The sequence below is a fragment of the Kitasatospora sp. NPDC059571 genome, assembly GCF_042735675.1.
Classification (GTDB): domain Bacteria; phylum Actinomycetota; class Actinomycetes; order Streptomycetales; family Streptomycetaceae; genus Kitasatospora.
In genome coordinates this window covers 1-4,172 of sequence record NZ_JBHWBW010000596.1, presented here as the reverse complement: position 1 = coordinate 4,172, position 4,172 = coordinate 1, and the positions used below count along the sequence as shown (strand labels likewise).

At 79.7% G+C, this 4,172-nt stretch carries 5 protein-coding genes; 4 read left to right on the top strand and 1 reads right to left on the bottom strand.

The genetic code is table 11. The annotated features are described in order from the left end of the window. Positions 1–1,085 (bottom strand): MFS transporter (locus ACFV0G_RS36245; protein ID WP_380557109.1); only part of this gene is annotated, 1,085 nt, incomplete at its 3' end. A gap of 471 nt (positions 1,086–1,556) precedes the next feature. On the opposite strand from ACFV0G_RS36245, the gene ACFV0G_RS36240 reads away from it, so the two are divergent. The 4 genes from ACFV0G_RS36240 to ACFV0G_RS36225 all read left to right on the top strand — a co-directional run bounded on the left by ACFV0G_RS36240 (position 1,557) and on the right by ACFV0G_RS36225 (position 4,069). Continuing rightward, positions 1,557–1,883: a DUF3040 domain-containing protein gene (locus ACFV0G_RS36240; protein WP_380557107.1), complete on the top strand. Its 327-nt coding sequence runs from the start codon at positions 1,557–1,559 to the stop codon at positions 1,881–1,883. Between the two features lie 132 nt (positions 1,884–2,015). After that, a complete protein-coding gene (locus ACFV0G_RS36235) occupies positions 2,016–2,690 on the top strand; it encodes an AAA family ATPase (protein WP_380557105.1) in 675 nt (224 codons plus the stop codon). 111 nt (positions 2,691–2,801) lie between these two features. Continuing rightward, a complete protein-coding gene (locus tag ACFV0G_RS36230) occupies positions 2,802–3,035 on the top strand; it encodes a hypothetical protein (protein ID WP_380557103.1) in 234 nt (77 codons plus the stop codon). Continuing rightward, positions 3,029–4,069: a MerR family transcriptional regulator gene (locus ACFV0G_RS36225; RefSeq protein WP_380557101.1), complete on the top strand. Its 1,041-nt coding sequence runs from the start codon at positions 3,029–3,031 to the stop codon at positions 4,067–4,069. The genes ACFV0G_RS36230 and ACFV0G_RS36225 overlap by 7 nt, the downstream gene beginning before the upstream one ends. Positions 4,070–4,172: the final 103 nt, after the last annotated feature.

Sequence of the window (4,172 nt, the reverse complement as noted above, 5' to 3'; positions counted from 1 at the left end):
GCCGCACCCAGCAGGCCCACCGCGGCCGCGAGCCCGCCGGCCGCCGCCGAGACGCCCAGCAGCACCAGGGGGCAGACGAACTCGCCGAGGAAGAACGCGGCGTTCCACAGCCCGGTGCCCCGCCCGCGGTCCGCGTGCTCCAGCCGGGCCAGCGCCCGGGTCAGCAGCGCGGGCAGCAGCATCCCGGTGCCCAGGCAGTTGACCACCGCGCCGGCGACCAGCAGCGGTGCGCCGCCCGCCGCGCACATCACCGCGAAGCCGAGCGCGCACAGCCCCAGCACGTGCGGCAGGAAGCGCTGCGCCCGGTCGGCGAAGCGGGCGAAGACGGCGGCGCCCGCGACGGTGGCCGCGCTGGCGACCGCCGTCGCCGCCCCGATCGCGGCCGGCGCCCGCACCCCGACCCCGTCCAGCAGGAACGACATCTCCACCGGCACGGTGTAGAAGACCACCGCACCGAAGAAGGTCAGCCCGCAGGTCGCCGCCAGCGGCCGGAACGGGAACGGACGCCGCTGCGCCGCCGCGTCGGCCGGCACACCGCCACCGGGGCCGTCGCCGCCCTGCCCCGGCGCGCGCAGCACCCCCGCCATCAGCGGCGCCAGCAGCAGGCTCACCGCGTACGCCCAGAACGGCGCCCGCCAGCCGGCCGAGCCGACCGCGCCGCCGACCACGAAGAACGCCGTCGCCGAGAGCGACGCGCAGACGGTCTGCAGGGCGAGGTAGCGGTCGCGTTCCCGGCCCGTCCAGTAGTCGCCGATCAGCGTGGTGCAGCAGGTCATGATGACGGCCTCGGTCACCCCGACCAGGGCCCGGCTGACCACGATCGCCGGCAGCGAGTCCAGCCACAGCGGCGCCGTGCCGACCAGCGCGTACGCGACGGTGGCGCCGACCAGCAGCCGGCGGCGCCCCAGCCGGTCGACCAGCACCCCGGCGAACGGCGCCAGCAGGCCGAGCGCCAGCGCCGGCACCGTCAGCGCGACCGGCACCAGCGCCCCGGCCCCCGGCGTACCGGCGAAGTGGTCCTGCATTTGCGGCAGGACCGGGGCGATCAGCACGGCGCCGAGGATCGGCAGGCAGCTGCCGGCCATCAGCAGCACGGCCCGCAGGCGGTGGCGGGCGTCCGGCGCGGTGCCCGGGCGGGCATCGGCGGTGAGGACGGGCCCGGAGGTCTCCGTTCACGGGGGGCGGCGGGCCGGTGGGGCGGCCCTGCGTGCGGCGGGGGAGCGCGCCCTTTGTATCCGGGCCGCGCCGAAAGCGCGACAGCCGTCCTCACTGCGAGACGCGCCGGCTGCCGCCGGTCCGTCAGAACGGTTCGCCGGCAGGCCCACTGTGGTACCGACCCTCTGTCAGTCCGGCCCTCGGGCGCCGCATCGGCCGCGTCCCGAACGGGCATCACCACCGGGTCGGCGCCGCGCACGGTCCGGCGGCCGCACGGCCGTCCGCTGCACCAACGCTGCGAGGTGCCGGCCGCGGTGACCGGACGAGGCTGGAGGCGTCCGCCCGGGCCGCCCGCAGCCGCCGACGGCCCCGGCCCGGCGGACGGAAGGAGCCGGACCACCATGGGCGCACTCTTCTCGGAACACGAGCGGCTGATCCTCGACGACATCGAACGGCGGCTGCGCCGCCAGGACCCGCGCCTCGACCGCAGGCTGCGCCGCCGCGCCGGAGTCCGGGCGCTCTCCTGGCGGCCCGGCCTGCTCGCCGCGGCGGCCGGAGCCCTCGCGGCGGCCTGCGCCGCGGGGCTGCTCTGGGCGGCGGCCGGGGGCCGGGCGGCCCTGGTACCGGGCCTCTGCGCGGCAGCGGCGGCCGCCCTGGGCACCGCCGCGGCCTTCCGGCGGCTCGCGGCGATCCAGCATGCCCGCACCGGACCGCGGACCCGCGGCTGAGCACCCGCCGGCCGGCTTGCTATCGTCCGGATCCACGGGCCGGCACCGGCCCGACTTGCGTGTTCGGTGGCCCGCAGGCCCCGCCGCCGCCCGCACCGGGCGGCCCGGGGACGCGCAGGAGGGGAGGCCACCATGCCCGGACCGCACGCGGTCGGCGCCGAACGGGCCGACGGGCGGCCGCCCGTCGCACCGCTGCCCGCCGCCGGACTGATCGACCTGCGCGGGCGGCCCGGCCCCGCCTTCCGGCTGCACTGCCCCGCGGACGCGGTGGTCGTCGTCTCCGGCCTGCCCGGCAGCGGCAAGTCCACCCTGCTGGCCCGCTGGGCGGACCGGGCGGCGGTGATCGACCCGCGGACGACCCACGTCGACTGCGAGGCGGTGATGCCCGCCTGGCTGCCCTACCCGGTCTACCGGCCCTGGGCGCGCCTGCGCCACCTCGCCCGGATGCGCGCCGCGCTGCGCGCCCGCGGGCCCCTCCTCGTGCACGACTGCGGCAGCCGGCCCTGGCTGCGCCGGTGGCTCGGCCGCAGCGCCGCCCGCACCGGCCGGACCCTGCACCTGGTGCTGCTGGACGTCGGTGCGGCCGAAGCCCTGACCGGCCAGGAGTCCCGCCGCCGGTGGGCGCCCCGGCGGGTCTTCGCCCGGCACCGCCGCGGGCTCGGCCGGCTGCTGGCGGCGATCGACCGCGACGGCGCGGCAGCCGTCCCGGAGGCCACGTCCCTGCTTCTGCTCGACCGGGTCTCCCGGGAACGCGCGGCCGCAGTCGAGTTCACCGGCCCCGGCCCGGCCGCTGCCGGGCCGCGCTGACCCGGCGCGCCACGGAACGGGGCGCTGCACAAGCGATGCAAGGTGCATCTGAGCGCGCCCCGCGGCAGAGTGGGGTTTCCAACGGTCCGAACGTCCGCACCGGAGGCCGCCATGACCACCGCAGCAGCCCGCACCACCGACGCCGCGCGGCCCACGCCCCGGATCATCGGGACGGCACCGCCCACCGAGACGCCCGAGTGCGAGTCCTCGACCGGCCACGGCATCTCGATCCCGGAGGCCGTGGAACTGCGCACCGCCTGGCCGGGCTGGGCGCCCGTGCTGGCGATCGCCGTCATGGTGCTGTGCACGGTCGGGTTCATGGTCGCCCGGATCGCCGCATGGTGACCGGCCCGGCGCTGCCCGCCCCGACCGGCCCCGCGCACGTGCCCGTCGACGGGCCGCCCGTCGACGGTGCGGGCCTGTCCACCGGCGGCGTCGCCCGCCGGCTCGGCGTCTCGCCGACCACCGTCCGCTCCTGGGAACGGCGCTACGGCATCGGCCCGGCCGGCCACGAGACCGGGCGGCACCGGCGCTGGTCGCCCGCGGACGTCGCGGTGCTGGAGGCCATGTGCGCCCTCACCGCCCGCGGCGTCCCGCCGGCCGAGGCCGCCCGGGCCGCCCTCTCGGCCGGCCCCGCGGGCACCGCGGCCGAAGCCCCCGCCGGACCGGACGGCCCACCGGCCACCGCCCGGCCCGGTGGGGCCGCACCCGGCGGCCGGAACCTGCTCCCGCTCGGCCCGGTCCGCCCGGAGTGCCGCGGTCTCGCCCGCGCCGCCGTCCGGCTCGACGCCCCCGCCGTGGAACGCATGCTCGCCCGCACGGTCGCCGACTTCGGCCCGGTCGCCGCGTGGGAGGAGGTGATGGTGCCGGCGCTGCGGGCCGTCGGCCGCAAGTGGGCGGCCGAGGGGGAGCGCTACGTGGAGGTCGAGCACCTGCTGTCCTGGCACGTGTCGAGCGCCCTGCGGGCCGTCGCGACCAGCCCCGTGGCGGTCGCGGGCGCCGCCCTGCCGGTGCTGCTCGCGGGGATGCCGAACGAGCAGCACTCGCTGCCGCTGGACGCGCTCGCCGCGGGCCTGTCCGGCCGGGGGCTGCCCTACCGGATGTTCGGCCCGGCGGTGCCGCCCCCGGCGCTGCTGGCCGCCGTCGCCCGCACCGGCCCGTCCGCGGTCGTGCTCTGGGCGCAGTCCCGGGCGACCGCCGACCGCCGGCTGGCCCTGGAGGCCGCCACCACCGCCTGGGGTGTCCGCGGTGCCCGTTCCCGGCCCGCGGTGGTGCTCGCCGGACCCGGCTGGGCCGGTGCGCCGCGCACCGCCGGGACGCTGCGTCCGCGCGGCCTGTCGCAGGCCCTGGACCAGTTGGCGATGCTGGCCGGCCACTGAGTCGCTCCGCCGCCGCGCCGCCGGCCCCCCGCGCCCCCCCCCCCCGCGCGCGCGGGGGCGTCGGCCCCCCCCCGCCCCGGCCGGGGGCGGCGGGGGGGCGGCC